28 protein-coding genes and 1 pseudogene are annotated in these 26,798 nt (G+C 72.1%); 13 read left to right on the plus strand and 16 right to left on the minus strand.

Annotation, left to right across the window (positions count from 1 at the left end; all coding sequences use genetic code 11):
* Positions 1-263: 263 nt before the first annotated feature.
* The 5 genes from GA0074694_RS00265 to GA0074694_RS00285 form a co-directional block, all read right to left on the minus strand.
* The gene (locus tag GA0074694_RS00265) at positions 264-680 is read right to left on the minus strand and encodes a CBS domain-containing protein (protein ID WP_091450698.1); all 417 of its coding nucleotides are present in this window, start codon (positions 678-680) and stop codon (positions 264-266) included.
* A gap of 127 nt (positions 681-807) precedes the next feature.
* On the minus strand, positions 808-1,248 hold the full coding sequence (locus tag GA0074694_RS00270; RefSeq protein ID WP_245714489.1) for a PPOX class F420-dependent oxidoreductase: 441 nt from the start codon (positions 1,246-1,248) through the stop codon (positions 808-810).
* Positions 1,249-1,532: 284 nt separating this feature from the next.
* Positions 1,533-2,558, minus strand: a complete 1,026-nt coding sequence (locus GA0074694_RS00275; RefSeq protein WP_091458413.1) for an aspartate-semialdehyde dehydrogenase — start codon at positions 2,556-2,558, stop codon at positions 1,533-1,535.
* Between the two features lie 94 nt (positions 2,559-2,652).
* On the minus strand, positions 2,653-3,999 hold the full coding sequence (locus GA0074694_RS00280; protein WP_091450704.1) for a M16 family metallopeptidase: 1,347 nt from the start codon (positions 3,997-3,999) through the stop codon (positions 2,653-2,655).
* A 55-nt stretch (positions 4,000-4,054) separates the two neighbouring features.
* Positions 4,055-5,347 (minus strand): M16 family metallopeptidase, encoded by a 1,293-nt coding sequence (locus GA0074694_RS00285; protein WP_091450706.1) that lies wholly within the window; start codon positions 5,345-5,347, stop codon positions 4,055-4,057.
* Between the two features lie 113 nt (positions 5,348-5,460).
* On the opposite strand from GA0074694_RS00285, the gene GA0074694_RS00290 reads away from it, so the two are divergent.
* On the plus strand, positions 5,461-6,237 hold the full coding sequence (locus GA0074694_RS00290) for a phosphodiesterase (protein ID WP_091458415.1): 777 nt from the start codon (positions 5,461-5,463) through the stop codon (positions 6,235-6,237).
* Here the strand turns inward: GA0074694_RS00290 and GA0074694_RS00295 are convergent.
* Positions 6,204-6,422: a hypothetical protein gene (locus GA0074694_RS00295; protein ID WP_091450707.1), complete on the minus strand. Its 219-nt coding sequence runs from the start codon at positions 6,420-6,422 to the stop codon at positions 6,204-6,206. The genes GA0074694_RS00290 and GA0074694_RS00295 overlap by 34 nt on opposite strands.
* Positions 6,423-6,959: 537 nt before the next feature.
* Here GA0074694_RS00295 and GA0074694_RS00300 point away from each other — a divergent pair.
* From GA0074694_RS00300 to GA0074694_RS00310, 3 genes are all read left to right on the plus strand, one after another.
* Positions 6,960-8,081 (plus strand): 3-deoxy-7-phosphoheptulonate synthase, encoded by a 1,122-nt coding sequence (locus tag GA0074694_RS00300; protein WP_091450710.1) that lies wholly within the window; start codon positions 6,960-6,962, stop codon positions 8,079-8,081.
* A 361-nt stretch (positions 8,082-8,442) separates the two neighbouring features.
* Positions 8,443-8,625 (plus strand): hypothetical protein, encoded by a 183-nt coding sequence (locus GA0074694_RS00305; protein WP_091458417.1) that lies wholly within the window; start codon positions 8,443-8,445, stop codon positions 8,623-8,625.
* 38 nt (positions 8,626-8,663) lie between these two features.
* Positions 8,664-8,858: a hypothetical protein gene (locus GA0074694_RS00310; protein ID WP_091450712.1), complete on the plus strand. Its 195-nt coding sequence runs from the start codon at positions 8,664-8,666 to the stop codon at positions 8,856-8,858.
* 162 nt (positions 8,859-9,020) lie between these two features.
* Here the strand turns inward: GA0074694_RS00310 and GA0074694_RS00315 are convergent, their stop codons facing one another.
* The 3 genes from GA0074694_RS00315 to GA0074694_RS00325 are packed head-to-tail and all read right to left on the minus strand — an operon-like array spanning position 9,021 to position 10,294.
* Complete coding sequence (locus GA0074694_RS00315; RefSeq protein WP_091450714.1) at positions 9,021-9,560, minus strand: DUF1360 domain-containing protein; 540 nt, start codon at positions 9,558-9,560, stop codon at positions 9,021-9,023.
* 54 nt (positions 9,561-9,614) lie between these two features.
* Entirely contained in the window at positions 9,615-9,953 is a 339-nt protein-coding gene (locus tag GA0074694_RS00320; protein ID WP_091450716.1) for a hypothetical protein, read from the minus strand.
* Positions 9,953-10,294, minus strand: a complete 342-nt coding sequence (locus tag GA0074694_RS00325; protein WP_091450718.1) for a DUF6158 family protein — start codon at positions 10,292-10,294, stop codon at positions 9,953-9,955. Before GA0074694_RS00325 ends, GA0074694_RS00320 begins: the two co-directional genes overlap by 1 nt.
* A 133-nt stretch (positions 10,295-10,427) precedes the next feature.
* Between GA0074694_RS00325 and GA0074694_RS00330 the strand changes: the two genes are divergently transcribed.
* From GA0074694_RS00330 to GA0074694_RS00340, 3 genes are all read left to right on the plus strand, one after another.
* Positions 10,428-10,904 (plus strand): hypothetical protein, encoded by a 477-nt coding sequence (locus GA0074694_RS00330; RefSeq protein WP_091458419.1) that lies wholly within the window; start codon positions 10,428-10,430, stop codon positions 10,902-10,904.
* A 24-nt stretch (positions 10,905-10,928) separates the two neighbouring features.
* A complete protein-coding gene (locus GA0074694_RS00335) occupies positions 10,929-11,264 on the plus strand; it encodes a DUF3817 domain-containing protein (protein WP_091450720.1) in 336 nt (111 codons plus the stop codon).
* 323 nt (positions 11,265-11,587) lie between these two features.
* Positions 11,588-12,559: a C40 family peptidase gene (locus GA0074694_RS00340; RefSeq protein WP_245714490.1), complete on the plus strand. Its 972-nt coding sequence runs from the start codon at positions 11,588-11,590 to the stop codon at positions 12,557-12,559.
* A 95-nt stretch (positions 12,560-12,654) separates the two neighbouring features.
* On the opposite strand, the gene GA0074694_RS00345 is transcribed toward GA0074694_RS00340, so the two are convergent.
* From GA0074694_RS00345 to GA0074694_RS00365, 5 genes are all read right to left on the minus strand, one after another.
* A complete protein-coding gene (locus tag GA0074694_RS00345) occupies positions 12,655-13,644 on the minus strand; it encodes a sigma-70 family RNA polymerase sigma factor (protein WP_176737909.1) in 990 nt (329 codons plus the stop codon).
* Between the two features lie 443 nt (positions 13,645-14,087).
* Entirely contained in the window at positions 14,088-15,023 is a 936-nt protein-coding gene (murQ, locus tag GA0074694_RS00350) for an N-acetylmuramic acid 6-phosphate etherase (RefSeq protein WP_091450724.1), read from the minus strand.
* Complete coding sequence (locus GA0074694_RS00355; RefSeq protein WP_091450726.1) at positions 15,020-15,916, minus strand: MurR/RpiR family transcriptional regulator; 897 nt, start codon at positions 15,914-15,916, stop codon at positions 15,020-15,022. The genes murQ and GA0074694_RS00355 overlap by 4 nt, the downstream gene beginning before the upstream one ends.
* Positions 15,917-16,061: 145 nt before the next feature.
* Positions 16,062-17,069 (minus strand): NAD-dependent epimerase/dehydratase family protein, encoded by a 1,008-nt coding sequence (locus tag GA0074694_RS00360; RefSeq protein WP_091450728.1) that lies wholly within the window; start codon positions 17,067-17,069, stop codon positions 16,062-16,064.
* A 112-nt stretch (positions 17,070-17,181) separates the two neighbouring features.
* A complete protein-coding gene (locus GA0074694_RS00365; protein ID WP_141713936.1) occupies positions 17,182-18,282 on the minus strand; it encodes an IS630 family transposase in 1,101 nt (366 codons plus the stop codon).
* A gap of 48 nt (positions 18,283-18,330) precedes the next feature.
* On the opposite strand from GA0074694_RS00365, the gene GA0074694_RS00370 reads away from it, so the two are divergent.
* Positions 18,331-19,008, plus strand: a complete 678-nt coding sequence (locus GA0074694_RS00370) for an SDR family oxidoreductase (protein ID WP_091450730.1) — start codon at positions 18,331-18,333, stop codon at positions 19,006-19,008.
* Positions 19,009-19,050: 42 nt separating this feature from the next.
* Here GA0074694_RS00370 and GA0074694_RS00375 read toward each other — a convergent pair whose 3' ends face one another.
* On the minus strand, positions 19,051-19,746 hold the full coding sequence (locus tag GA0074694_RS00375; protein ID WP_425413568.1) for a dTMP kinase: 696 nt from the start codon (positions 19,744-19,746) through the stop codon (positions 19,051-19,053).
* A 181-nt stretch (positions 19,747-19,927) separates the two neighbouring features.
* Between GA0074694_RS00375 and GA0074694_RS00380 the strand changes: the two are divergent.
* From GA0074694_RS00380 to GA0074694_RS00400, 5 genes and pseudogenes are all read left to right on the plus strand, one after another.
* Positions 19,928-20,434: pseudogene (locus tag GA0074694_RS00380) on the plus strand (nucleotidyltransferase family protein); the annotation flags it as partial.
* 10 nt (positions 20,435-20,444) lie between these two features.
* Positions 20,445-21,497 (plus strand): carbohydrate ABC transporter permease, encoded by a 1,053-nt coding sequence (locus tag GA0074694_RS00385; RefSeq protein ID WP_091450735.1) that lies wholly within the window; start codon positions 20,445-20,447, stop codon positions 21,495-21,497.
* A gap of 1 nt (position 21,498) precedes the next feature.
* Complete coding sequence (locus GA0074694_RS00390) at positions 21,499-22,464, plus strand: carbohydrate ABC transporter permease (protein WP_091450737.1); 966 nt, start codon at positions 21,499-21,501, stop codon at positions 22,462-22,464.
* Between the two features lie 63 nt (positions 22,465-22,527).
* A complete protein-coding gene (locus GA0074694_RS00395; RefSeq protein ID WP_091450739.1) occupies positions 22,528-23,553 on the plus strand; it encodes a LacI family DNA-binding transcriptional regulator in 1,026 nt (341 codons plus the stop codon).
* A 76-nt stretch (positions 23,554-23,629) separates the two neighbouring features.
* Entirely contained in the window at positions 23,630-25,285 is a 1,656-nt protein-coding gene (locus GA0074694_RS00400; protein ID WP_091458425.1) for a glycoside hydrolase family 13 protein, read from the plus strand.
* A gap of 21 nt (positions 25,286-25,306) precedes the next feature.
* Here the strand turns inward: GA0074694_RS00400 and GA0074694_RS00405 are convergent, their stop codons facing one another.
* Positions 25,307-26,782, minus strand: a complete 1,476-nt coding sequence (locus GA0074694_RS00405) for an MFS transporter (RefSeq protein ID WP_091450741.1) — start codon at positions 26,780-26,782, stop codon at positions 25,307-25,309.
* Positions 26,783-26,798 lie beyond the last annotated feature (16 nt).

Raw genomic sequence — 26,798 nt, forward strand, 5'->3', positions numbered from 1 at the left:
TCGTTCCTCCCCGTCGTTCCCGTCCGTCCTCCGGCGGCGATCCGGCTCCGCCGCCGGAGCAGGGTCCCCGCCGGGAGGCACGGCAACCTCACCCGGATCGGGTGAGCGACGCGCCCCGGCACACGGACGCGCCGGTCCCCGTGGCGGGAACCGGCGCGCCGTGGTGCCGACCGGACCGACGTCGGCGGACGGTGGTCCGGGTCGTCCGTGGGTCGGTTCGTCCGGGTCGTCCGTAGGTCGGTTCGTCCGGGTCGTCCGTAGGGTCAGTTGTTCGGGTCGTCGGCGCTGATGTCGGCCAGCACGGACTGCGGTTCGCGCTCCACCGCGAGGTCCCCGATGGAGATCAGGCCGACCAACCGCCCGTCGTCCATCACCGGCAGCCGACGTACGGCGTACGTGCGCATCAGGTCGGCGGCGGCCACCGCGTCGTCGTACTGGCTGACCGTGACCAGGCCGGTGCTGCTGATCTCGCGCAGGGTGGTGCGGTCCGGGTCCCGCTGCGCGGCCACCCCCCGTACGGCGATGTCCCGGTCCGTGACGATGCCGACCACGTCGTCGCCGTCGGTCACCACCACGTCCCCGATGGCGCTGTCGCGCATCTCCTGGGCCGCCGCGGTGAGCGTGTCGTTGGCGTCCATGGTCACCAGACGGGTGGTCATGAATTCTCCGACGGTAGTCATGGGGCTCCCTTCTCGGTGTCGGCCCGCCGTCTACCCGTCGCCTGCGCGGGGTAACGCCGGCCTGCTCCCCACCGCCCACCCGTGACCACCCCCGACTGCCGCAGGCCGGGGCGGGATACGACCCCGCTCAGTCCCCGGCGGGGATGCCGACGACCCGCTCGACGCGCAGCCGCAGCACCATCCGGCCCTGCTGGACCATGGCCCGCCGGTAGTCGTCCCAGTCCGGGTGCTCGCCGCGCACCGCACGGTAGAGCCCAACCAGTTCCTCGACCACCTCGTCGTGCGGATCGGTGGCCACCGGGGTCAACTCGCCCCGGACCTGGGCCGCGGTGTACGTCCAGCCGTCCCCGCTACTGACGTGGAAGCTGGCCCGGGGATCGCGGCGCAGGTTGGCCGTCTTGGCCCGGCTCCCGGTCACCGAGACCCGGATCAGGCGCTCCTCCCGGTCGAAGCTGTACACCACGGTGGACTGCTGGGGACTGCCGTCCCGCCGGATCGTGGCCAGCACCCCCAGCGAGTGGGTGGCGATGATGTCGATCAGCTTCTCCTCGCGCTCGGCGTCCGTCACGGATTCCTCCAACGTCGGGTCGGCCCGGTTACCGTCTGCGCCTCCGCCTCGTCGGTAGGAGGGGCCCCTTGTTACCGCTTTCTGCGCAGGAGGGGGCCCCTGCAACCACATGGCGCAGCCACGCACCCCATCCAACACGATCGACCTCGTGCACCGCCGGAGGCGAGCCGACCCGGTTGCGCGCGTGGCCACCCACCTTCGACGGTGGATGGCCACGTGACGGTTGGACCGGTTCGGCGACGGTCGCGACGGACTCGGGCGGTGGGGCCCGCCGGGCAGGCAGGTCAGCGGCTCTCGGCGGCGACCAGCTCGGCGATCTGGACGGCGTTGAGCGCGGCGCCCTTGCGCAGGTTGTCGTTAGAGCAGAAGAACGACAGCCCGTGCTCGACGGTCTCGTCGGCGCGGATCCGGCCCACGTACGTCGGGTCCTGCCCAGCGGCCCGCAGCGGGGTCGGTACGTCGACGAGCGCCACGCCCGGGGCGTCGGCGAGCAGCTCACGGGCGCGCTGCGGGGTGATCGGCCGGGCGAAGCGCGCGTGGATCTGCAACGAGTGGCCGGTGAAGACGGGCACCCGGACGCAGGTGCCGGCGACCTTCAGCCCCGGGATCTCCAGGATCTTGCGGCTCTCGTTGCGCAGCTTCTGTTCCTCGTCGGTCTCGCCGGACCCGTCGTCGACGAGTGACCCGGCGAGCGGGAGCACGTTGAAGGCGATCGGTTCGGCGAAGGAACGCGGCGCGGGGAACTCGACGGCGCTGCCGTCGTGGGTCAACCCGGTCGCCTCACCGGCCACCTTGCGGACCTGCTCGTCGAGTTCCGCAACGCCGGCCAGGCCCGCGCCGGAGACCGCCTGGTAGGTGGCGACCACCAGGCTGGTCAGCTCGGCCTCGGCGTGCAGCGGACGCAACACCGGCATGGCGGCCATCGTGGTGCAGTTGGGGTTGGCGATGATGCCCTTCGGACGGACGGTGGCAGCGTGCGGGTTGACCTCCGCCACGACCAGCGGGACGTCCGGGTCCATCCGGTACGCGGAGGAGTTGTCGATCACCACGGCGCCGGCTGCGGCGACCCGGGGAGCGAGTTCCTTCGACGTGCCCTTACCGGCCGAGAAGAGCGCGACGTCCAGTCCCCGGTAGTCGGCGGTGGCCGCGTCCTCGACGGTGATCTCGCCGTCGCCCCAGGGCAGGGTCCGCCCCGCCGACCGGGCCGAGGCGAAGAGCCGCAGCTCGTCCACCGGGAAACGTCGCTCCGCCAACACCTGCCGCATGACGCCACCGACCTGGCCGGTGGCCCCCACAATGCCGATCCTCATGTCCGCGAGGCTACCCACGCCGGGGTCCGGACCGGGAGCGCTTTCCCACGGCCCGGACCCCGGACGACGCACGTCACACCGCCTGGTCGACGCCTCAGAGCGTGGCGTCGACCACCTCGCCGAGGCCGGTGGCCACCAGCTCGTCCCGGATGATCGCCGCGTCGCCCTCGACCACGAGAGTCAACGCCTCCGGGTGCAGGTGCGCGGCGGCCGCCGCGGAGACCTGCTCGACGTCGGCGGAGAGCAACGACTCCCGCAGCCGGGCGTGGTAGTCGTCGGGCAGCCCGTGCACCACCAGGGTGGTCAGCGCCGAGGCGATCGCCCGGGGGGACTGCAACTCGACCGAGAGCTGCCCCGCCCGCCAGGAACGGGCCACCGCCAGCTCCTCCTCGGTGACCCCGGTGAGCCGGGTCCGGGTGATTTCCCCCACCGTCTCCACCAGTGCCGGAGCGGTGACCGCGGTCTGCACTCCCGAGGCGACCGCGAACCGGCCGAACCGGCGGGAGGTGGCGAAGTCGCCCCGGATGCCGTACGTGTAGCCGTGCACCTCGCGGATCAGGTGGTTGAGCCGGGAGGTGAAGGCGCCACCGAGGACCGTCCCGGCGAGGGTCGTCGGCACGTGGTCCGGGTGCGCCCGGTGCGGGGAGGGGTGGCCGAGCCGCAGCGTCGACTGCACCGACCCGGGGCGGTCGACCAGCAGGATGCGCCGGCCCGCCCGCACGGTCACCGGGAGCGGTCCCTCCTGCGGGGCCGGGCCGCCGCCGGCACCGGCGAAGGCCGCCGCGCCGAGCGCGTCCAGGTCGATCCGCTCCAGGTCACCGGCGACGACCAGGGTGCCCGGCCGGAGGAACCACTCGGAGTGGAAGACCCGGACGTCGTCCACCTCCAGCCCGGCCACCGACCCCGGGTCCCCGTACATCGGGCGGCCGTGCCGGGTGTCCACGCCGTACAGGTCGGCGCGGAGCACCGCGTCGGCGCGCGGGCCCGGGTTCGCCCAGTCCATCCGCAGCGCGGTGGCCTCGTCGTCGCGGACCCGCAGGATGTCGGCCGGGTCGAGGCGCGGGGTGCGCACCGCCTCGGCGAGCAGCTCCACGGCGGCGCTCAGCCGGTCCACCGGGACCTGCACGCTGACCTGGAAGGAGTCCCAGTCCAGCCCGATCACCAGCTCGGTGCCGAGCGCCTCGATGGCCAACGCGTACGCGGTGGCGTCCCGCTGCGCCGTGCCCTCCTCGACCGCCTTGGCGAGGACGCCGCCGAGCCCTTCCCGGCCAAGCGGTTCCCGACCGGCCCCGGCGTCGAGCAGCAGCAGCGCCACGGCCAGGTTCTGTCCGGGCAGGTGCGCGGCCACGACCTCCCCGCCGGCCACCGTCCGGCGGGTCACCGTCGGGAACCGGTACGGGCGGGCGACGCCCGGACCGGGACGTTCGGCGATCAGGCTCATCGGGGCTTCCTTCCGTTCACGACTGCGGGCCGGCGGGTGGCTGCGGAGACGGGGCTCACGCGCCCTCCTTCGGCAGGTAGCGCAGGACCGCCCGGTCCCGTGGCGCGAGCACCTCGGCGGCGACCTCGGCGATCTGCTCCGCGGTGACCGCGAGCCAGGCCGGCAGCCGGTCGGCGGCACGGGCCGGGTCACCGAACTGGGTGGCGTACCGGCTGAGCGTGTCGGCGCGGCCGTCCACGGTGGACATCTGCCGCCACCAGGCCGTGGTGAGCAGCGCCTTGGCCCGGTCCAGCTCGGTGCCGGTGACCGGGACGGTGGCCAGCTCGTCGACCACCTCGGCCAGCCCGGCCTCCAGCCGCTCGGCGGTCACGCCGGGGCGGGCGGTGGCGGTGGCGATCAGCGGGGCCGGCGCGTGCGCCAGGTCTACCCCGTACGCGCCCACCAGGTCGGGCTGGGCGATCCGCTCCCCGTCGGCCAGGCGCTGGTAGAGGCGGCTGCCCCGACCGCTGCCGAGCACGGTGGCGAGGACGGTCACCACGTCGTACCCGGGGCTGCCGGACGGGTGGGTACGGTGCGCGAGGTACACCCGGGGCGCGGGAACGTCGGCGGTGACCGTCTCCCGGACCGGCTCCCCGGTCGCGGCGACCGTGTGGCCGTCCGGCGCGGGCGGGATGTCGGCGCGCGGCGGGATCGGCCCGAAGTACCGCTCGGCGAGCGCGACGACCTCCTCGACGCGGGCGTCGCCGACCACCGTCAGCACGGCGTTGTTCGGCGCGTAGTAGGTGCGATGGAAGTCCTGGAAGGTGGCCAGGTCGGCGGCGTTCAGGTCGGCCATCGAGCCGATCGTGGCGTGGTGGTACGGGTGCCCCGGCGGGTAGAGCATGGGCAGCAGCCGCAGCCACGCGTCGCCGTACGGGACGTTCTCGTAGCGCTGCCGTCGCTCGTTCTTCACCACGTCGCGCTGGTTGTCCAGCGTCTCCTGGGTCAGCGCCGGCACCAGGCCGCCCATCCGGTCGGCCTCCAGCCAGAACGCGAGTTCCAGGTGCTCGGCGGGGACGGTCTCGAAGTAGTTGGTGCGGTCCGGGTTGGTGGTGGCGTTGAGCGAACCACCGGCGCCCTGGATCAGCTTCATGTGCTCGGTCTTGGCCACGTTCACCGAGCCCTCGAACATCAGGTGTTCGAAGAGGTGGGCGAACCCGGTCTGGCCCGCCGGCTCGTGCCGGGAGCCGACGTCGTACCAGAGGTTCACCGCGACCGCCGGGGCGGTGCGGTCCTCGCTCACCACCACACGCAGGCCGTTGTCCAGTCGGGTCGTCTCGATCGGCCAGGGGTAACCGCTCTCGGGCATGGCACGACGCTATCCGATCACCTCGCCCGGCAGGTGGCCCCCGGCGTCCCTGGCGCGCCACGACCCGACACGTGGCGCGCATCGATCGGGCCCCGCTGGGTACCGCCACGGTCATGTCCGTCCTGTCCGCCGCCGAACGCCTGGCCGCCGCCCTCGCCCGCTGGCGGGGCGCCCGCCTGCTGCATCCCGCCGGTCGCACCTTCTCCGGGAAGGTGACGATCGGGGGTGCGGTCGCTCCGGTCAGCGGGGTGGCGCTGCTGGACCGGCCGGGTCGGTATCCCGCGACGATCCGGTTCTCCCGGGGGGTGCCCACCCCGGCGGGCTGGCCGGACGTGCTCGGCCTGGCGGTACGGATCCACCTCGGGGCGGACCGGCAGCCGTTCGACCTGCTGGTGAGTTCGAGTGGCACCGCGCCGGTGCTCCGGCAGCTTCCGCTGCCCCGGCGGCGTGTCGTCGGCGGGTACAGCACGATCATGCCGTACCGGTCCGGCCGGGGACGGCTCTGGCTGGGCGTACTGCCCGACCGGAGTGCGGTGGACCTGGGGCGTGGCCTCGACGAGGTGGCTGCCGCGACCCGGCGGGACACCCCGCGCCTGGTGCTCGCGGTCGCGTCCGCCGTCGGGCCGTGGCGGCCGTTCGGGGTGGTGTGCGTCGATGAGCCGCTGGACTGCGCGACCGACGCCGCGCTCGCCTTCGACCCGGTCGGGAACCTGCCGGCGGGCCTGTGGGCGGCGGCCGGGCCGGTCGCCCGGCTGCGGGACCGGACCTACCGGGGCTCACGCCGGGCCCGGGGCGCCTCCGCCCGGTCCGCCGGCCCCGCCGCCGCGTCGGCCGTACAGTCCGGCGGCTCGACGGATCAGTCCGGCGGCTCGACCGCGACCACCGTCTGATCCGACGTACGCCGTTCCAGCACGGTGTCGGGGGCGGCGTTCCGGTCCGCCTCCCGGAGATCCGACTCGGCAAGGATCGCCTCCGCCTGCGCCTCCGGGTCGTCGCTGCCGGCCGCCCGCTCCTCGGGCAGCAGGTGGTGGGCGCGGGACGCCACCCGGTCCTGATCGCTCAGTTGGTCACTCATGGCCGCCCTGGTACCCCGTCGACCGCTCCGCTACGCCGCCCGCGCCACACCTCGTGACATCGATCAGGATGCTCGCCCGCGACCAGGCGCACCGACCCCGGCTGACCTGCCGCCGGAGAGCCAACACCCACGGGACGACGGCCCCACCCATACGGCGCCGGGCTGCATTCCTAAACTATGGGACGCCGGGAAATTTTCTCCCCACCTCATCAAGGCGAGGCACGGAGGCCGTACCGAAGGCGGATATCCCAGAGTGCGAGAGATCGAGCAATCGACGATGATCATCGCGTCTGGTGTCGTCACCGACGTCTGGATGAGCTTTCGGCGTCCCGGTCGGGTAGGCTGGCCGCCGTGACTCGCTCGTATCGATGGTTTAGCCAGCCGGCTGCGGAGCCGGTGACGCGACCATGAGCTGACGTCACCACTCTCCGAGCCGGCCAGGCGGGGGATCAGGCGATCTCCCTGCCTTCTTGCCTACGAGCAGCCGGCTCGGTCTCGGGCGCCGGCCCCGGGAGTGGCCGGCGGAAGGGAACCACCGTGGCGACCACGGACAACCATCCCGTCATCGATCAACGGATCGAACGAATCGTGCCGTTGACCACCCCGGCGCTGCTCCTCCACGAACTGCCTCTGGACGCCACCCTCACCTCGGCCGTGATCGCCGGACGACGGTCGGTCAGCCGGGTGCTGGACCGCGCCGACGACCGGCTGCTGGTCGTGGTCGGCCCGTGCTCGGTGCACGACCCGGTCGCCGCCCTGGAGTACGCCCACCTGCTCCGCGAGGCGGCCGAGCGGCACACCGACGACCTGCTGGTGGTCATGCGCGTCTACTTCGAGAAGCCGCGCTCCACGGTCGGCTGGAAGGGGCTGATCAACGACCCCGGCCTGGACGGTTCCGGTGACGTCAACAAGGGGCTGCGGCTCGCCCGCGCGCTCCTGCTCGACGTGCTCCGGCTCGGCCTCCCGGTGGGCTGCGAGTTCCTCGACCCGATCACCCCGCAGTACATCGCCGACACGGTGGCCTGGGGTGCGATCGGCGCGCGCACGGTGGAGAGCCAGGTGCACCGGCAGCTCGCCTCCGGCCTGTCCATGCCGATCGGCATGAAGAACCGGCCGGACGGCAGCATCGGCACGGCCGTGGACGCGATCCGCGCCGCCGGGGTGCCGCACGTCTTCCCGGGCATCGACGTCTCCGGCACGCCGGCCATCCTGCACACCCGGGGCAACGCCGACGGGCACCTGGTGCTGCGTGGTGGCAGGGGTGTGCCCAACTACGACGCCGACTCGGTGGCCGGCGCACTGGCCCGACTCCGCGCGGCGAACCTGCCGGAGCGGGTGGTCATCGACGCCAGCCACGACAACAGCGGCAAGGACCACCGCCGCCAGCCGGTGGTCGCGGCGGACGTGGCCGAGCAGCTCGCCGCCGGCCAGCGCGGCATCGTCGGGATCATGCTGGAGTCGTTCCTGAAGTCGGGGCGGCAGGACCTCAACCCGACCCGGGACCTGACCTACGGCCAGTCGATCACCGACGCGTGCATCGGCTGGCAGGACACCGCCGAGGTGCTGGAGACCCTGGCCACTGCCGTCCGCGCCCGTCGCACCCAGGCCGCGCAGAATCCGCCCACTCCCACCGCCGGCCGCCTCCCCTCCCCCGCCTGAACCGACGGTGGGGTGGGGAAGCACAGCGCCGCCCCGGGCGGGGCCCGGGGCGGCGCTGGTGTCGGTGTGCAGGTCGCCTCTCGGCGAGTGGCGCGACGCGGCTCCAGCCGAACGGCATTCCGCGAAGGCTTGTTAGGTGAGGCCCGGGGACACTGGTCACACCGACACCGTGGTCAACGGGTCGGACAGCTCCGGTGTTCCGGACGACGGCGTGGTCTGGGTCACACCGTCTGGTCGGTGTCGACGGTCCCCGCCGCAGGCGACCTGCCCGCAGCAACGCGACGGCGCGCGGGGCGGCGCGACGTTTGACCGATTCCGGCACGGGTAGGTGATCACCGTGACCGACGAACCAGCCAGCCGGATGATCGACGACCTGCTCGACGACATCTACCACGGGCAGGAACGGATCAGCCAGGCCGAAATCCACCGCCGGGCGGTCGCCGCCGAACTCCCCGCGGCCGTGCTGACCCGCATCTCGGCCCTGCCACAGGGCGAGTACGCGATGGACGAGGTCGCCGACCTGATCGGTGGCTCGGGGGTCTGAGGCGCGGGACGCGACCGACCACGGAGAGGACAGCGACCATGACCGATCGCGACGACAAGCAGGAGCGGATGCCCGCTCTCGGCCAGCCCGCCGAGGGCCTGGACAGCACCCCGGAGCCCGACTTCGCCAACGAGCACGACCGTACCGCCGTCGACCGGGACATCATCACCGGTGAGGACAAGGAGGAACGGGAGCCGGAGTCGCCTACCGGCTGGTCCGGTATGCAGCGCTGACCCGGGTACGCGAGAACGGGGCCGTCGGGCCCCGTTCTGCGTCGTCCGGCCCGCACGCGTCCCGACGTCGCTCGCCCCGCGTCCTGCCGCATCCGCCCCGGACCCACGCCGGCGTCGGGTCGGCCCCTCGCCGCACTTCGGTCGCTCGCCGGCGGTGCCGGCTCAGTCGTCCCGTCCGCCGCCTTCGGCCGCCTGCTGCGAGACCGCGTACGCCATCTGGAGAAAGTCCGAGGCGGCGACCGCGGTCAACGCGGTGGCGACCAGTCGGGTCAGCCGGGGCGCGAGCACGAGCCCGCCGGTGAGTCCGGTGGCCACCCACACCGCCAGGCAGAACGGGCAGCTCAGCAGCTCGCCGATCGCGTGCCGGGTCGAGCTGCCGGAGTCGCGGACCTGCTCCATCACCTCGCCGCTGCCACTCGGCCGGTCGTAGCGGGTGAACGGGGCCCGCAGCGGGCTGGTCACCGCGTCCTTGGAGAGCAGCCGACTCAACTTGTGGGTGGCGATGCTCAGCAGCACCACGTCGGCCGGCGCGGGCCGCTCCGGCACCGGTCGCCCGGTGGCCCTGACCAGGGCGGCGAGCGCCCCGGCGACCCCGGCGTAGGTGCCCATCGCCACCAGGTAACCGCCCAGCGGCCGGTGTTCGTCCGGCGCGTACGCCCGGCGCAGCCGTGCCACCCTGTCCTTCAGGCCGCTCTGCGTCACCTGCGTCTCTCCTTGCCTCGCTACCAACGGGCGGCGGTCCACGTCCCGGCGGGGTCAGCCGGCGGTCAGGTTCTCGGCCACCTCGCGGGCGAGGTTGGCCAGGGTCTGGTCGGCCAGCGCGTCGGTGTCCTGTTCCCCGGACCCACCGGTCAGGTCGAGCCGGACCCGGGCACCACCGGCGTCAGCCGGCTCGACCTGGATCTCGGCCGACCATCCCGGGCCGGAGCTGCTGCTCCACCGGGCACGTAGCCCGTCCGGCTCGACCTGCGGTCGCTCGGCGCCGTCGGTGCGCAGCGGCTCCGGCAGCCACGCCGTGGCCCGGTCAGGGTCCGTGGCGGTGCTGAAGACCACCTCGGGCGGGGCGGACATACCCCGCTCGACACGTGTCGTCATCAGGCGTCCCGCAGCCGGCTCGGGTCGACCTCGCGGCCGGGGTGACGCGCCAGGTACTCCGTCTCCAGTTCGGCGGTACGCCGCAGATGGGTGGCGAGCGCGGAGTCCGCCGCGTGCCGCAGGGTGTCCAGTCGGGTGCGGTGCAGACTGTGCATCTCGCGGATCAGGTCCTCGTCACCCAGTTCGGCGGGATCGACCCCGAGCAGCTCGGCGTCGGGGCCCGCGTCGGTGGCGGTCATGTCGTGCAGGTGGTCGCCGTCCCACTCCGGAAGCCGCTGCTCCGGGCTGGCGTCGGCCGCGGCGTGCCGCGGGAACCCGTCCTGTCGTACCGATCCGGTCATCGTCGCCCCCCTGATCTCGTTTGGGCTGGCATCTAGACGGATGCCCACACCGGAGGGCACCAAACCACCCACTCCGGCGCGGGGCTACGACGTCGCGTCGGAGACGCCGGGTCGGCCCGGTACCCTCGGTGCCATGAAGCGGCTCTGGACACCGGCGTGGGTTCTCCGCCACGTGGCCATGGTCGTGCTGGTCGTCGGCTTCTGCGCGCTGGGCTGGTGGCAGATCAGCCGGGCCGCCGCCGGTAACACGCTGAGCTGGGCGTACGCGGTGGAATGGCCGATCTTCGCAGCCTTCGTGGTCTTCGTGTGGTGGCGGGAGGTCCGGCACACCCTGCGCGGGGAACCGGCTACGGACGACCCACCCGCGGGGACGCCCCCGTCGGACCGGCCGGTGGCCCCGCTGGCGTCGACCCCGGGTACCGGCGCGGCGGCAACCGCCGCGCCGCCGACCGGGACGCCCGACACCCCGGTGGTACGCCGCCCGGTGCGGGTCGTGCGGGCGACCGTCCCGGCCGGTGACGGTGAGGACGCCGACCTGACCGAGTACAACCGCTACCTGACATGGTTGAACGCCAACCCGGGCGCGCGACCCGGTGACTACCCCGGCTGAGCCGGGGCGGAAGGACAGAAGACCGTGGGTGCAGCCCTTACCCGGTACCGCGTGATCGCCTGGATCGTGGGCGTGGTGCTGATCCTGCTCGTGGTGATCGGTATGCCGCTGAAGTACGGCTTCGACGACCCGATCGTGGTCGAGACGATCGGTCCGGCGCACGGCTTCCTCTACATGGTCTACCTGGCCGCCGCGTTCGACCTGGCCCGTCGGGCGGACTGGTCGCTGAAGCGGATGGCGTTGGTGATGCTCGCCGGCACCGTGCCGTTCGTCTCCTTCTACGCCGAGCGGCGGGTCAGCCGCTGGATGACCGCAGCCCCGCGCAGCCCGCAGCCGGCTGACCTCCCCCTCGCGCGGTAGCACCTTCCCCTGGCGCGGACAGCACCCTCCTCGCGCCTCCTCAGCCTCCTCGCGGTAACAGCCTCCTCGCGCCTCCTCGCGCGGTAGCAGGGGTCCCTTGTTACTCATTTTTGAGTAACAAGGGACCCCTGCTACCAGCCCAGCCCAGCACGGCACGGCGTGGCGCGGGCGGTTCCGGCCGGTACGTGGCTGTGCCACCCCTGCCGTGGCGCGGCGAACCGGTTAGGTTGGGACGCCGGGCCGGGGTGATCGTCCACGGACGAACCCCGGGCCGACGCCGCCGGACGTCCGGCGGCCTGTCCCAGGAGAGGAGTCCGCCACTCGTGTCGTCGTCGCTTCGGATCCTGCTGCGCTCACTGGTGATCGGTGGTCTGATCGCCGTCCTGCTCGCCCCGGCCTCGGTGGTGCGGGCGGAGCCGACACCGGCCGAGTTGACCCGACGGATCGACCGTGTCTCGACCGAGCTGGAACGGGTCGTCGAGTCCTGGAACAAGCTCAACGAGGACATCAAGGCCAACCGGGCGGCGGTGGCGAAGCTGACGGCCAGGATCGGGCCGTTGGAGCGGCAGGTGGCGCAGGGCCGCTCCGACGTGGACCGGTATGCGGTGACCGCGTACAAGACCGGCGGGCTGGGCACCGCCGAGGTGCTGTTGCGCACCGGTGACCGGTCCGCCCTGCTCACCCGGCTGGGCACCCTCGACCAGGTCACCCGACGCCGGGAGCAGCAGGTCGCCGGCCTCGGCGCGGACCGCCGCAAGCTGGTCGACGCCAAGACGAAGCTGGAGGCCACCCTGGCCCGGCAGGCCGCCCAGTCGCGGGAGCTGGCCGCCGGGAAGAAGCGGATCGAGCGTGACCTGAGCCGCCTCTACGAGCTGCGCCGGCAGGCGTACGGGGCGGCCACGGAGAAGCCCACCCGCCCGGCCACCCGGCCGAAGTCGCCGTCCGTCTCCGGCCGGGCCGGCATCGCCGTCCGCTACGCCTACGGCGCGCTCGGCAAGCCGTACCGGTGGGGTGCCGAGGGCCCGAACGGATACGACTGTTCCGGGCTGACCCTGGCCGCGTGGCGGGCGGCCGGGAAGTCCCTGCCGCACAACGCGGCGATGCAGTGGAGAGCCACCGCTCGGGTCGGCCGCGCCGACCTGCGCCCCGGTGACCTCGTCTTCTACCGAGGGCTCGGGCACGTGGCGCTCTACGTCGGGGGCGGGAAGGTGATCCACGCCCCGACCTTCGGCCGCAACGTCGAGATCCGGGACGTCGACCTGATGCCCCCGTACGGATACGGCCGGGTGCGCTGAGCGTCCCCGCCCCGGTACGCCGTACGGCCGGCGTCCGCCTTCCGGACGCCGGCCGTACGCCGTCGTTGCGGTGCCCGCCGCTCGGGCGTCGGAGGTCAGGCCGCCCGCAGCCCCTCCGCCCGGGCCAGCTCACGCAGCCGGCCGAGCGCCTGGATCTCCAGCTGCCGGATCCGCTCCCGGGAGAGCGAGAAGCGCGACGCGACCTCGGTCAGTGAGTGCTCCCGCCCGTCCTCCAGGCCGTACCGGGCCCGCATGATGCCGGCGGACCGGTCGTCGAGGTGGTTGAGCAGGCCCTCGATGCGCTGCCGCTCCAGGCCGGTGAGGACGATCTCCTCCGGCGAGGGGGCGTCGCTGTCGGCCACCAGGTCACCCAGGTTGGTGTCGCCGTCGTCCCCGACGGGGGTGTCCAACGAGACGGTGTCCTGCGACCAGCGGATCAGCTCGTTGACCCGCTCGACGGTGACGCCGAGCGCGTTCGCGACCTGCTCCGGATCCGGGTCGCTACCCAGTTCGCGGGTGAGCTGACGGGCCACGTTGCGCATCCGGTTGACGTCCTCGACCAGGTGCACCGGCAGCCGTACGGTGCGCTCCTGCTGGGCGATCGCCCGGCTGATCGCCTGACGGATCCACCAGGTCGCGTAGGTCGAGAACTTGTAGCCCCGCTCGTAGTCGAACTTCTCGACCGCGCGGACCAGACCGGTGTTGCCCTCCTGGATCAGGTCCAGCATGGGCATCCCGGAGCGGACGTAGCGGCGGGCGATCGACACGACCAGCCGCAGGTTCGCCCGGATGAACAGGTCCTTGGCCCGCTCTCCCTCGACGACCAGCCGCTCCAACTCGTCCCGGTCGACGCCCTCGGGGACCAGATCCTCGCCGAGCAGGTGCTCGGCGTAGAGGCCCGCCTCGATCGCCTTGGAGAGTTCGACCTCACGGGCGGCGTCCAGCAGCGGCGTCCGGGAGATCTCGTGAAGGTAGACACCGACCAGGTCGCGCTCCTCGGCAACCTCGTCGGTTCGCATGCCGATGTTCTTGTCCACGTTGCCCACGGTCCCCTCGCTCGCGCCGGTCGCCCGGTTCCTTGCCATCCCCACGTCCATCAGCCCTCCCCCGTAATCTCCGCTGTGCCCACCGGTGCTGACACCTACACAACAGATGGGACGCGTCGGGGATTCCATGTCATGAGTCGAAACTGTCACGAATGCCTGAGTGCTAGCTGAAAGCACGGTTGGCGTTTGCTGTCAGCACCCCCGCCGGATGGTCGTCGGCGGGCACGGTGCGGGGCGGCGCGGCGGTCGGGCGCTCCCCCGTCATGGCACCATCGGGCACCCGTCCCGCACAGCGACGCACGTCACCGCTGAGCTGCGATTCCGGTCACTATGACAGAACGCACGGGCGGAGCGGTCGGTTCATCCACACCCGGATGAATACCCCGGCCCCGCGTGAAGTATCCGCCCGCACCGTCGCGGGGCGGGCGGCCCGGTAGCGAGTGGGGCGGGCAGCTCCCCAGGTGGCGAGGGAGCGAGCAGCCTCAGGTAGCGAGCAGGGCGATCGCGCCGCGTACCTGGTCGCCCGAGCGGGCGAGCGCGGCCCGCGCCTTCGTCACGTCGGCACCGGAGACCAGGGAGACCAGGGCGGTCTTCAGGTCGCCGTCGGCCGCGTTCAGCGCCTGCCGGCAGAGTTCCTCGCTGCACCCGGTCGCCTCGACCAGGATCGTGATCATCCGACCCCGGAGCTTGGCGTTGGTGGCCACCACGTCGATCATGAGGTTCGAGTAGACCCGGCCGAGCCGGACCATGACGGCGGTGGAGAAGGCGTTGAGCACCAGCTTCTGCGCGGTGCCCGCCTTCATCCGGGTCGAGCCGGTCACCACCTCGGGGCCGGTGTCGACCCCGATGAAGACGTCCACGTCCCGGGCGGCGTCGGCATCCGGATTGGCGCAGAGCAGCACCGTCGCGGCCTGCCGGGCCCGGGACGCGGCCAGCGCCCCGAGAACGTACGGCGTACGTCCGCTGGCGGCCAGGCCGACCACGACGTCACCGGCGGCCACGCACTCGGTCGCCTCGGCGGACCCGAGCCGGTGGTTGTCCTCGGCGTCCTCGACCGCCTGCCACATCGCGTCCTGCCCGCCCGCCAGGTGGGCGCAGAACCAGTGCCGCGGGGAGTTGAAGGTGGGGATGAGCTCGACCGCGTCGAGGGCGCCGAGGCGACCGGAGGTGCCCGCACCGAAGTAGTGCACCCGCCGTCCCGTCCGCAGCGCCGTCACGGCGAGGTCGACGGCAGCGGCGATCTCGTCGAGCACCTCGGCCACGGCCGCCGGTGCCCGCCGGTCCGCCTCGTTGATGACCGTGAGCATGTCCCGGGTGGGCATCAGGTCGAGGTCGGCGCTGAGCGGGTTACGCCGTTCGGTCGGCGCACCCACCCGGACCACCGGACGGACCTCGGACGGCACTTGGTCGGTGGTCATGCCTTCCTCCGGGTGGAGCCGACCCGGTGGGACTTGACGGCGTCGGCGGTGACCTCCAGGGCCTTCCGGGCCCGGGCACGGTTGCGGGCGGCGACCCCGACGAAGAGGCAGTCGACCACGGTGAGCTGGGCGAGGCGGCTGGCCATCGCCCCGGAGCGGTACGTCGTCTCACGGGCCGCCGTGGTGAGGACGAAGTCCGCGTCCTCGGTGATCGGCGACCGGGGGTAGTTGGTCAGGGCGACGGTGAGGGCACCCTGGGCGCGCGCCTGTTCCAGCACCTCGATCACGTCGGAGGTCGTCCCGGTGTGGGAGATGCCCACCGCCACGTCACCCCGGCCGAGCAGGGCGGCCGAGGTGAGCGCGGTGTGCACGTCGGGGAAGTAGAAGGCGGTGCGACCGATACGGTGGAGCTTCTGCTGGAAGTCCGAGGCGACGAATCCGCTGGCCCCGGCACCGTAGATGTCGATCCGGCCGGCGTGGGAGATCGCCTCCACCACCTGCTCGCAGACGGCCGGGTCGAGCTGCTCGGCCGTCTCCTCGACGGCGCGGGCGTCGTTGAACGCGATGGTGGCGATGATCTGGGCGAGGTCGGCTCCGGGCGGGATGTCACCCCCGACGACCCGTGCGTCCAGTGGCTCGACCCGGCGTGCCGCCTCGGCGGCGAGTCGGATCCGCAGCTGCGGGTAACCGTTCATGCCGACCGAGCGACAGAACCGGATGACCGTCGCCTCCGATGTCTCGGCGGCGGTGGCGAGGTCGGTGATGGTCCGGCGCGCGGCGTCGGCCGGGTCGGCGACGACCAGGCGGGCGACCCGCTGCTCGGCCGGCGAGAGCGAGGGCAGCAGGCCGCTGATGTGGACGATCAGGCCACCGGGCTCGTGGCTCTGGCCCACGGGGCCGCCCGGCCCGCTTCTCGCTGATCCGCCGGGCTCGTTCCTCGCGGAAATCTTCGGACTCTTCGCCACGGATGAAACTTACTTTCATCAGGCGTAGGCGTCAACCACGATCCGGCTTGTCGGGAAAACTCGTGCCGAGTGGTCACCGCCGACCGTCAGCGTGCCACTCCCGTAGAACGGCCGCCTCGGCCGCCGGGTCGAGTCCACCCTGCCGGACGGCCCCGGGCTCGGCGTCCATCCAGGCCAGGGTCCTCCGGGCGCTCTCCGCCACCGGACGGGTGACCAGTCCGGCCGCGAGCGCGGGACGGGCGTCCCGGGCGAGGAAGCCGACCCACTCCGCGCCGGGCACCCACAACGGGAGCGACCGCTCCCCCGACCAGGGACGGACGTCCCGGGCCTGGAGGAAGTCGGCATCCACCCAGGTCAACTGCGGTTCGGGCGAGCCGACACCGGCCGCGATCCCGCGCAGCGCCTCCGCCCGGGGCACCGCCGCGCCGATGCCGTCGTAGGTGCCGGTCAGACCGGTCCCGGCCGCGTGCAGCAGCCAGGCCGCCAGGTCGTCGACGTCGACGTACTGCACCGGATCGTCCGGTGCGCCGGGGGCGAGGACCTCGCCGCCCGCTTTGAGCCGCCGCACCCAGTAGGGGAACCGGTCGCTCGGGTCCTCCGGCCCGACGATCAGGCCGGCCCGGCAGACGAAGAGCCGCTCCACCGCCTCGGCGTAAGCCCGCTCGATGCTGACCTTGCATTCGCCGTACCACTGGAAATCCGGGCCGGGGCCGGACACGCCGGCCGGGGCGGGTGGCAGCAGCGGGGTGTCCGCGACGCCCCCGCCCGGGGTCGCGAAGCGGGCGTAGACGGAGATGCTGGAGACGAAGGACCAGTGGTCGACCCGGTCGGCGAGCGCGGCGAGAGTGTGGTGGGCCTGGTCCAGCCAACGGGTCACGTCGATCGCCGCGTCGAACCGCTCGCCGTCGAGCGGAGCGAGCCCGGCGGGGTCGGACCGGTCCGCCGCCACGAAGCGCACGCCCGGTACCGGCACACCGGAGGTGCCCCGGGCGACGCAGGTGACGTCGTGCCCCTGCACGAGGGCGAGCCGTGCCACCGCCCGGCCGAGGAATTGGGTACCACCGAGGATGAGGAGTCGCATGGCGACGATGCTGCGCCCGGTGGACCGGACCCGCCAGGCCGGTTGGCCCTGGGCAGAAGGGTTACGCCCTGGGCGCAACCCCGGCCCGGACGGAAACCGCTAGTGTTGCGTCTCAGTTTTGGCTAGCCGTTTGTTGGAGGGCGACGCGTCCACGCCGGACCTTGGCCAGGATCGATTCGGCGGTCGCGGTCCATACGAACGGCTTCGGGTCGTCGTTGTGCACCCGCAGGTACTCCTCGATCGCTCTGACGAGGTCATCCACGCTGCGGAACACGCCACGGCGGATCATCTTGTCGGTCAGTTCGGCGAACCAACGCTCGACCATGTTCAGCCAGGACGAGCTGGTTGGGGTGAAGTGCAGGTGGAAGCGCGGATGCTTGGCCAGCCAGGCCTTGACGTTCGGGTGGGTGTGGGTGCCGTAGTTGTCGACGATCATGTGGATCTGCAGCTTGCGGGGAACCGACGTGTCGATAGTGCGCAGGAAGCGCAGGAACTCGTCATGGCGGTGCCGGGCGAAGCACTTGCCGATGACCTTGCCGGTCAGCACGTCCAGTGCCGCGAACAGTGTCGTGGTGCCATGCCGTTTGTAGTCATGGGTCATCGTGCCGGCCCGACCGGGCTTGAGTGGCAGGCTCGGCTGGGTACGGTCCAACGCCTGGATCTGCGATTTCTCGTCCATGCACAAGACCACGGCCTTGTCCGGCGGGTTCAGGTACAGGCCCACGACGTCGACGAGTTTCTCCTCGAACCGCTTGTCGTTCGACAGCTTGAACGTCTCCACCAGGTGCGGCTTGAGCCCCCGCGCGTCCCATACCCGCTGCACAGTAGCCTTCGACACGCCGACCCTGGCCGCCATCGACCGGCACGACCAATGCGTGGCCCCCTCGGGCCGCGAATGCAGCGTCAGTTCCACGATCTGGTCGATCACCGCCTGCGGGATCGACGGCTTGCGGCCCCGACCCGCCGCTACCTTGCCCAGGTCGGTGAGCCCACGCTCGGCGAACTCCGCCCGCCACGCCCTCACCGTCATCCGGGTCACCCCCGTCAGCACGGCGATGTCGGTGTTGGACACCCCGGCGGCCGCGTGCAGCAGCACCTGCGCCCGCTGGACCAGACGGTGCTCCGCGGTCCGCGACCTAGCCAGAGACTCCAGCAGCTCACGCTGGCCCGGATCAAGCGCCAATGGCGCAGCGGCACGACTCACGACCAGCATCGTACCAACTGGCTATCCATTTCAGAGACAGAACACTAGCGTGTCCTCATGGCGGAGCGGAGCGTACTGGTCACGGGTGGCACGGGCGGGCTGGGTGGCGCGGTGACCGCCGCCTTCGCGGCAGCGGGCTGGCGGGTGGTGGTGGCCGATCTGCGTCCGGCCGAGGACGACGGATCGCTCGCCGTCGCCGCCGATCTCACCGACCCGGCCGGAGCGGCCCGCGCGGTGGAGGTGGCCGCGGGCGAGCCGGCGGCGCCGCTGCGCGCGGTGGTCAACCTGGTCGGCGGGTACGCCAGCGGCGGGCTGGTGCACGAGACGCCGATCGAGGAGTTCGACCGGATGCTCACCCTGAACCTGCGCCCGACGTACCTGGTCACCCGGGCGGCACTGCCCCGGCTGACGGCGGCCGGAGGCGGCGCGGTGGTCTGCGTGTCGGCACGGGCCGCGCTCGCGCCCTTCCCCGGGGTGGCCGGCTACGTGACCGCCAAGGCGGCGGTGCTGGCGTTCGCCAACGCGGTCGCGGTGGAGTACCGCGCGAGCGGGGTGCGCTGCAACACCGTCCTGCCGAGCGTGATCGACACTCCGGCCAACCGGGCCGCCCAGCCCGACGCCGACCACAGCCGGTGGGTCGCCCCGGCGGAGATCGCCCCGGTGGTGCGCTTCCTGGCCAGCGACGAGTCCGCGCCGACCAGCGGCGCGGCGGTCCCGGTGCACGGCCGCGCCTGACCGCTCCGCCGGGCGGTCAGGCGACGGGCACCCGCGGCCCGGTCACGGGTGGGCGGGGGCCGCCAGCGGGGTGAGCAGGGGTGTCCGGGTCACCGGCGACCCGGTCGCCCGGAGCCAGGCCGCCAGGTGGTCGCGGATCTGCCGGGTCACCTCGTCCGGGGTCCGGTTGGCGTCGATCACCACGAACGTCGGGAACTCCGGCAGCGACCGGTACGCCGCGTCGGCCGCCCGGAGGTAGTCGATCGGTTCGTGGTCGGTGCCGCGCCGTTCGATCCGCCGGTACGCCTCCCTTGGATCGACCGTGAGCAGGAAGGTGACCTGCGGCGACGGAAAGAGGCGGTAGGCCAGTCGGGCCAGCCGCTCACCGCGCCGACCGTCGTGGGCGCGGATGCTGGCGTACTGGCAGACGGCGTACCGGTCCATCACCGCCGTCCGGCCGGTGAGCAGGGCGCCGAGCAGCGCCCGCGCGATGGCGAGCCACCGCAGCACCGATTCGACGGCGAGCATGCCGCGGTTGCCGAGCAGTCCCTGGGCGTCCCGGCGACCGAGCCGCTGGGCGAGCCGGCCGAGCCAGGCGCGTCCGCCCGCGTTGCGGTGGTAGGTGGCCGGCAGCCCGGCCACGGTGAGGGCGTCGGCGAGCCGGTGCGCCTGGGTCGTCTTGCCCGAGCCGTCGATGCCGATCAGAGCGACGGCGCGCAGCCGGGCCCCGCCGCGCCGCGCCCGCAGTGATCTGGCCACCCTCCCGAGGATATCCGACCCGTGCTTCATAAGTAGGCAACCTACGGTCAGAGTAGGACGATGCGGACTTAGATCGCATTTTGTGCAGGCTCCGCCCGGGTGACAGGTGTGGCCGATCGGAATGCCGGGTACGCAACTTCACTGCGAGCACCTGTTCCGCCCACCGACCAGGGAGACTTCGATGGCACAAAACGGGGACGCCAGTCTGTTGCACACCCTCAAGCGGGTCGCCGCTGTGCTGAAGCAGTCCGACATCCCCTTCGCCCTGGGCGGCAGCTTCGCCGTCTACGCGCACGGCGGACACTCCAGCGAGCACGACGTGGACTTCCTGATCCGTCACCAGGACGTCGAGCCGGCCCTCGAGGCTCTGGTGGCCGACGGCTTCACCGCCGAGCGCCCACCGGAGGACTGGCTGGTCAAGGTCTACGACGACGGGCGGATGGTGGACCTGATCCACCGGCCGATCGAGACCCCGGTCACCGAGGAGACGTTCGCCGACACCGTGGTGCGGCCGGTGGACGCGATCCACATGCCGGTGCTCTCGGCCACCCAGCTCATGGTGCACAAGCTGCTCAGCTTCTCCCAGCACTACTGCGACTTCGCCCGTGGTCTCCCCCTGGCCCGTTCGCTGCGGGAGCAGATCGACTGGGAACGGGTACGGAAGGAGACCCAGCACTCCCCGTACGCTGGGAGTGCGGATGAACTTCGACTTCGCCGACGAGTCACCGAAGCTCGTCATGTTGCTGTACGGCCTGGTGGCCTTCGTCGTGGTGGTGGGCGGTCTGCTCCTGCTGCTGGACGCGGTGCCGGCCTGGTTCGCCCGTCGTCGGGAGGCCCAGATGGTCGCCGCGGCGGCCAACGGCGTGCCGCTGCCCCGGCGGCGCGCGCAACCGCGGGAGGGCGTCTTCGCGCTCTTCTTCCTGACGCCCGCCGTGCTGCTGCTCGTCATCGGGCTGGTCGTACCGGCGGTTCGCACCACGGTCCTGTCGTTCATGGACGGCGGCAGCGACAACTGGGTGGGGCTGCGCAACTACGGGTGGCTGTTCACCCAGGACGACATCCTGCGCGTAATCATCAACACCATGGTCTGGGTGCTGCTGGTGCCGCTGATCGCCACCATCATCGGCCTGCTCTACGCGGTCATGGTCGACAAGGCACGGCTGGAGGCGCTCGCCAAGTCGCTGATCTTCATGCCGATGGCGATCTCCTTCGTCGGCGCCAGCATCATCTGGAAGTTCGTCTACGCCTATCGGGGCGAGGAGCAGGATCAGATCGGCCTGCTCAACCACATCGTGGTGAGCCTGGGCGGCGAACCGAAGCAGTGGTTGCTCGAATCGCCGCTGAACACGCTCCTGCTGATCGTGATCATGGTGTGGATCCAGGCCGGCTTCGCGATGGTCGTGCTCTCCGCGGCGATCAAGGCGATCCCCGCCGAGATCGTCGAGGCGGCCCGACTGGACGGCGTCAACCCGTGGCAGATGTTCTGGCAGGTGACCCTGCCCAGCATCCGACCGGCGCTGATCGTGGTCGTGGTGACCATCTCGATCGCCACGCTGAAGGTCTTCGACATCGTCCGGACCAGCACCAACGGCAACTACGACACCAGCGTGGTCGCCAACGAGATGTACAACCAGGCGTTCCGGTACGGCCAGAACGGGCAGGGCGCCGCGCTGGCGGTCTTCCTCTTCGTCCTGGTCATCCCGATCGTGATCTACCAGATCCGCAACTTGCGGCAGCAGCGGGAGGGCTGAGATGACCACCACCACTCCCCCGGTCGCCGCCGGCACGCAGGCCGGTGCCCGGCCGACGACCGCCGCCGCACGGGTACGCAAGCGGCTGAACAGCCGGACCGCGACGCTGGTCTCGATCGCCATCGCGGTGGTCTGGACCATCCCCACCTTCGGGCTGTTCATCTCGTCCCTCCGTCCGGAGGACGAGATCAAGAGCAGCGGCTGGTGGACGTTCTTCACCGACCCGCAGATCACCCTGGAGAACTACCAGCAGGTTCTCTTCGGGCGGTCGTCCTCCTCCGGCCAGTTGGCGAGCTACTTCATCAACTCGCTGGTGATCACGCTGCCCTCGGTGCTCTTCCCGCTGGCCTTCGCGGCGCTCGCCGCGTACGCCCTGGCGTGGATCAACTTCCGCGGTCGGGACTGGGTCTACATCGCCATCTTCGCGTTGCAGATCGTGCCGCTCCAGATGGCCCTGGTGCCACTGCTGAGCTTCTTCTCCAACGGGGTCAGCCTCGGCGGCGTCACGCTGATGCCGGCATGGGACCTCGTCGACGAGCAGAAGTTCGTGCAGGTCTGGTTCGCGCACACCTGCTTCGCGCTGCCGCTGGCGGTGTTCCTGCTGCACAACTTCATCTCGCAGCTGCCGAAGGACCTGATGGAGGCGGCGCGGGTCGACGGGGCGACCCACCCCAAGATCTTCCGCACCGTCGTACTGCCACTGATCACCCCGGCGCTGGCGGCCTTCGGCATCTTCCAGTTCCTCTGGGTCTGGAACGACCTGCTCGTCGCGCTGATCTTCGCCGGTGGCGGCGACGAGACGGCGCCACTCACCGTCCGACTGGCCGAGATGGCCGGCACCCGAGGCAACGAGTGGCAACGGCTCACCGCCGGCGCGTTCGTCTCGATCGTCGTACCGCTGATCGTGTTCCTGTCCCTGCAGCGCTACTTCGTGCGGGGTCTGCTCGCGGGTAGCGTCAAGGGCTGACCCCGACGTCGGCCGCCGTCCGCATCCAAGGACGGCGGCCGACGTGGGCGGATCGGGGAAACCGTGACCAGGATTGATGACGTTGCCCGACTCGCGGGGGTCTCCACGGCCACCGTCTCCCGGGCGCTGCGCGGGCTTCCCACGGTCTCGGCGGCGACCCGACGACGGGTGCTCGCCGCCGCGGAGCAGCTCGACTACGCCGTCTCACCGAGCGCCTCCCGCCTGGCCGGGGGTCGCACCGGGACGGTCGCCGTGGTCGTCCCCCGGATCACCCGGTGGTTCTTCGGCACCGTGGTCGAGGCGGTCGAGGCGGTCCTCCACTCCGCCGGGTACGACCTGCTCCTCTACAACCTCGGGGGCCGGGCGCAGGCCCGGCAACGGGTGCTGCGGACCGCCAACCTGCACAAGCGGGCCGACGCGGTCCTGCTGGTCGCCACCCCGCTACGGTCCACCGACCTGACCGCCCTCACCGAACTCGACCTGCCCGGCGTCATCGTCAGCTCCGGCACCGTCGTCCCCGGCTGGCCGTGCGTACGGATCGACGACGTGGCCGCCGCCCGGTCCGCCACGACACACCTGCTCGACCTCGGCCACCGGCGGATCGCGCACCTCTCGGGCGATCCGGAGGACGAGTTGGCGTTCATCACCCACATCGACCGGCGGCGCGGCTACCAGGAGGCGCTGCGGTCGGCCGGGGTGCAGCCGGACCCGCGCCTGGACGTGGAGTCCCACTTCACCATCGACGGCGGCCACCAGGCCACGGTCGAACTGCTGCGCCGGGGCGACGCGCCGACGGCGATCTTCGCCGCCTGCGACGAGATGGCGATGGGCGCGATCGCCGCGCTGCGCGAGGCCGGACTGCGGGTGCCGCAGGACGTCAGCGTGATCGGCATCGACGACCACGACCTCTCCGTCGCGCTGGGGCTCAGCACGGTGGCGCAGCCCGCCGCCGAACAGGGCCGGCTCGCTGCCCGGATCGTGCTCGACCCGCTCGTCGGCACCGCCGGGACCGGTCCGCCCGCCTCATCGGTGATTCTCCCCACTCGCCTGGTGGTACGTGATTCCACCGCCCCTCCGAGGGCACACTGAACGGATCGACCGCCCCGGCCGGGCAGCGTGGCGACGGCCGGTGGGAACCGTCCGGCTCGAGACTCGGGAGAAGGCCCTGAACACCCACCACGAACCGCAGGAGTCCCCCGGTGGCCCGGCTGCCGGCTGGTGGACCGAAGCCGTCATCTACCAGATCTACCCGCGTTCCTTCGCCGACTCCGACGGCGACGGCATCGGCGACCTGCCGGGCATCACCGCCCGGCTCGGGCACCTCGCCGACCTCGGGGTGGACGCGGTCTGGCTGTCCCCGTTCTACCCGTCGCCGCAGGCCGACGCCGGCTACGACGTGGCCGACTACCGGGACGTCGAGCCACTGTTCGGCACGCTCGCCGACGCGGACCGGCTGATCGCCGACGCGCACGCCCGGGGCATCCGGGTGATCGTCGACCTGGTCCCCAACCACACGTCGTCGGCGCACGCCTGGTTCCGGTCGGCGCTCGCCGCCGGGCCCGGCAGCCCGGAACGGCAGCGGTACGTCTTCCGCGACGGCCGCGGCCCGGACGGCACGGAACCGCCGAACGACTGGGAGAGCGTCTTCGGCGGGCCGGCCTGGACCCGGGTCGACGACGGGCAGTGGTACCTCCACCTGTTCGACACCGCCCAGCCCGACCTGAACTGGGACAACCCAGACGTCCGGGCGGAGTTCCTGGACGTGCTGCGGTTCTGGCTCGACCGGGGCGTCGACGGCTTCCGGGTCGACGTCGCGCACGGGCTGATCAAGCAGGCCGACCTGGCGGACTGGCAGGAACCGCAGGAGATCCTCTCCGGCCAGGAGGTCGACAAGCCCCGCCCGCCGATGTGGGACCAGGAGGGCGTGCACGACATCTACCGGGAGTGGCGTCGGCTCCTCGACGGCTACGACGGCGACCGGATCCTGGTCGCCGAGGCGTGGGTGGAACCGGCCGAACGGCTGGCCCGCTACGTCCGCCCCGACGAGATGCACCAGGCGTTCAACTTCGAGTACCTGCTCGCCTCCTGGACCGCGCCGGCCCAGTACGCGGTGATCACCCGCTCGCTGGAGGCCACCGACGCGGTCGGCGCGCCGACCACCTGGGTGCTGTCCAACCACGACGTGGTCCGGCACGCCTCCCGGCTCGGGCTGCCGATCGGCACCAAGCGCCCCAACGGCATCGGCGCGGACGACCCGCAGCCGGACGCCGCGCTCGGCCTGCGCCGCGCCCGGGCGGCCACCCTGCTGATGCTCGCCCTGCCCGGCTCGGCCTACCTCTACCAGGGCGAGGAGCTGGGGCTGCCGGAGCACACCTCGCTCCCCGACGAGGTGCGCCAGGACCCGACCTGGGAGCGCAGTGGGCACACCGAGCGGGGCCGGGACGGCTGCCGAGTGCCGATCCCGTGGGAGGCCGACGCCCCGTCGTACGGCTTCGGACCGACCGACGCGAGCTGGCTGCCGCAGCCACCCCTCTGGTCCGAGTACGCGGTGGACCGGCAGCGCGGGGTGCCCGGCTCGACGTACGAGCTGTACCGCACGGCGCTGCGACTGCGCCGGGAGCACGGGCTCGGCCGGGGCACGTTGCGCTGGCTCGCCGCCGGTGACGAGGTGCTGCACTTCGGCAACGGCCCGGTGGGCGTGCTGACCAACTTCGGCGCGGCGGCGGTGCCGCTGCCCGACGGCGTCGAGCCGCTGCACGCCAGCGGTCCTCTCGACGACGGCCGGGTGCCGACGGACGTCACCGTCTGGTACCGCGTCTGAGGTGGTAGGAGGGGTCCCCTGTTACCGCTTTTTGTACTGCAGGGGGCCCCTGCTTCCACGCGACGGTTGCAGGGGCCCCTGCAAACACGCGGGTGAGAGGCGTTCGGCGCGGGTGTGCAGGAGGGCGTGCACGTCGGCGATGTCCCGGGCTGAGGTCCGGGAGGCGAGCCAGTACATGATCCCGGTCGGGATGAAGAAGAGCTGGAACGCGGCCAGCCCGACGGCGAAGTTCAGCGGCGGCGGGAAGGCTCCCCGCAGGGCGTGGAAGGCCACCCCCACCAGCCCGTTCCCGGCCGCCCGGCCGACCCCGTTGACCAGGTTGCCGAGACTGTAGACGGTGCCCCGGTGCTCGGGCGGGTTGACGTCGGCGATCAGCGCAAACCAGTTCGGTGAGTTCGCCGAGGTCAGGGCGAGCGCCAGGACGGCGGTGAGCAGGCTCAGCCCGACGGTCGGTTCGGTGAGGACACTGGCGAGCACCGCGGCGATCACCGCACCGGCGCCCGCGCCGTCCGGCACGTCGATCCGGAGCGGCACGAAGAAGAGCACCAGGTACAGCGGGACGGCCGCGAGGATGCCGACCGAGGCGACCAGGGCCCGGCCGCGCGGGGTACGCCGTTGCAGCGCGTCGCCGGCCAGTCCACCGAGGATGGAGAAGACCCCACCGAGCTGGAACAGGGTGGCGAAGACGCTGCCCACCACGACCGCGGTCGTTTGGGAGTAGCCCTGGTCCTCGGCCCGCTCGGTGAAGAGCACCGGCAGCCAGACCAGCGAACCGAAGGCCGCCTGGGCGGTGAGTCCCTGGAGGACCAGCCAGCGGTTGGTCCGCCGGTCCAGGATCCGGGGCAGGTCGGCGCGGCTGATCCGGTAGTCGTACTCGGCACCGTGGGCGAGCGCGCCGGCCAGTTCCGGTTCGCTCTGTCCACGGCGGACGTCGTAGGTGAACAGGTAGGCCGCCGTGGCAGCCAGGCCGACCAGACTGAGCAGCAGGAACGGCCGTCGCCAGTCCGCCGCGCCGAGGATGCCGCCGACCAGGGTGCCGGCGAGCGTGCCGATGCCCTGGGAGAGACCCCAGAAGCTCATCACCAGGCCCCGGCGGCGAGGCGAGATCAGGTCGGTGACCACCGAGAAGCCGACCGAGCCGACCGCACCGAGCCCGACCGCCGCGACCAGCTGCGCCGACAGGAAGACCGGGTAGCCGGGGGCGAACGCGCTGCCGGCCGTGCCGGCCGCCCAGAGCAGCGTGCCGGCCATGAGCAGCGGCTTGCGGTTGGTCCGGTCGCCGACGTACGCCCAGCCGACCGCGGCCACCGCGCTGACCAGGAAGCTCACCGCGGTGACCAGGCCGACCAGGCGCTGCGGCACGTGCAGCGAGTCGGCGATCGGGCCGTACAGCGGGGGGACCAGTCCGATGGCGACGTTGTCCAGCGAGGCGAGGAGCACGAAGACGACGACGCTGTAGAGCCGGTGTGCCCGCGTACCGCCGCTGGTGGTGGTCATGTCGGGCACTGAACCA

It is taken from the genome of Micromonospora inyonensis (assembly GCF_900091415.1).
Lineage (GTDB): Bacteria > Actinomycetota > Actinomycetes > Mycobacteriales > Micromonosporaceae > Micromonospora > Micromonospora inyonensis.

What these genes read in the sequence shown, in the direction of transcription:
- GA0074694_RS00295 (WP_091450707.1), bottom strand. Translation starts at nt 6,422, where the DNA reads ATGAGTGACCAACTGAGCGATCAGGACCGGGTGGCGTCCCGCGCCCAC.
- GA0074694_RS00360 (WP_091450728.1), bottom strand. Translation starts at nt 17,069, where the DNA reads ATGCGACTCCTCATCCTCGGTGGTACCCAATTCCTCGGCCGGGCGGTG.
- GA0074694_RS00345 (WP_176737909.1), bottom strand. Translation starts at nt 13,644, where the DNA reads ATGGCAAGGAACCGGGCGACCGGCGCGAGCGAGGGGACCGTGGGCAAC.
- GA0074694_RS00310 (WP_091450712.1), top strand. Translation starts at nt 8,664, where the DNA reads ATGACCGATCGCGACGACAAGCAGGAGCGGATGCCCGCTCTCGGCCAG.
- GA0074694_RS00285 (WP_091450706.1), bottom strand. Translation starts at nt 5,347, where the DNA reads ATGCCCGAGAGCGGTTACCCCTGGCCGATCGAGACGACCCGACTGGAC.
- GA0074694_RS00365 (WP_141713936.1), bottom strand. Translation starts at nt 18,282, where the DNA reads ATGCTGGTCGTGAGTCGTGCCGCTGCGCCATTGGCGCTTGATCCGGGC.
- murQ (WP_091450724.1), bottom strand. Translation starts at nt 15,023, where the DNA reads ATGACCACCGACCAAGTGCCGTCCGAGGTCCGTCCGGTGGTCCGGGTG.
- GA0074694_RS00405 (WP_091450741.1), bottom strand. Translation starts at nt 26,782, where the DNA reads ATGACCACCACCAGCGGCGGTACGCGGGCACACCGGCTCTACAGCGTC.
- GA0074694_RS00275 (WP_091458413.1), bottom strand. Translation starts at nt 2,558, where the DNA reads ATGAGGATCGGCATTGTGGGGGCCACCGGCCAGGTCGGTGGCGTCATG.
- GA0074694_RS00290 (WP_091458415.1), top strand. Translation starts at nt 5,461, where the DNA reads ATGTCCGTCCTGTCCGCCGCCGAACGCCTGGCCGCCGCCCTCGCCCGC.
- GA0074694_RS00265 (WP_091450698.1), bottom strand. Translation starts at nt 680, where the DNA reads ATGACTACCGTCGGAGAATTCATGACCACCCGTCTGGTGACCATGGAC.
- GA0074694_RS00320 (WP_091450716.1), bottom strand. Translation starts at nt 9,953, where the DNA reads ATGACGACACGTGTCGAGCGGGGTATGTCCGCCCCGCCCGAGGTGGTC.
- GA0074694_RS00305 (WP_091458417.1), top strand. Translation starts at nt 8,443, where the DNA reads ATGATCGACGACCTGCTCGACGACATCTACCACGGGCAGGAACGGATC.
- GA0074694_RS00330 (WP_091458419.1), top strand. Translation starts at nt 10,428, where the DNA reads ATGAAGCGGCTCTGGACACCGGCGTGGGTTCTCCGCCACGTGGCCATG.
- GA0074694_RS00385 (WP_091450735.1), top strand. Translation starts at nt 20,445, where the DNA reads ATGAACTTCGACTTCGCCGACGAGTCACCGAAGCTCGTCATGTTGCTG.
- GA0074694_RS00370 (WP_091450730.1), top strand. Translation starts at nt 18,331, where the DNA reads ATGGCGGAGCGGAGCGTACTGGTCACGGGTGGCACGGGCGGGCTGGGT.
- GA0074694_RS00325 (WP_091450718.1), bottom strand. Translation starts at nt 10,294, where the DNA reads ATGACCGGATCGGTACGACAGGACGGGTTCCCGCGGCACGCCGCGGCC.
- GA0074694_RS00390 (WP_091450737.1), top strand. Translation starts at nt 21,499, where the DNA reads ATGACCACCACCACTCCCCCGGTCGCCGCCGGCACGCAGGCCGGTGCC.
- GA0074694_RS00280 (WP_091450704.1), bottom strand. Translation starts at nt 3,999, where the DNA reads ATGAGCCTGATCGCCGAACGTCCCGGTCCGGGCGTCGCCCGCCCGTAC.